Annotated in this window: 1 pseudogene; it reads right to left on the bottom strand. The window is 54.3% G+C overall.

Annotation, left to right across the window (positions count from 1 at the left end):
* Window positions 1–337, bottom strand: a pseudogene (gene rbsC, locus J0695_RS46635) (ribose ABC transporter permease RbsC); the annotation flags it as partial.

Raw genomic sequence — 337 nt, forward strand, 5'->3', positions numbered from 1 at the left:
TACGACTGCGGCTATGGCGTCGAGTTCATAGGAAGTGCCTGCCGTCGGCTGGGCTGAGTTTAGCCGTGACGTCAAGATGGCTCCAGCCAACGCGGATAATAGGCCTGCAAGAGAATAAATCATCATTTTGACGCGCGGAACTTTAATGCCCGAGATCAAGGCCGCTTTTTCATTTCCGCCGATTGCATATGTGCGGCGGCCGAAAGGCGTTTTGTGAAGGATCACCCAGAGGATGATAAAGGCGGCTGCCATTGTAATCGCAGGGACGGGGATGCCTAAAAAGTAACCGCGTCCGAAAAGCTGGAAGCCGTAGTGGTTGCCGAGCCCACGAGACGTA

The sequence above is a fragment of the Streptomyces beijiangensis genome, assembly GCF_017315755.1.
Lineage (GTDB): Bacteria > Actinomycetota > Actinomycetes > Streptomycetales > Streptomycetaceae > Streptomyces > Streptomyces beijiangensis.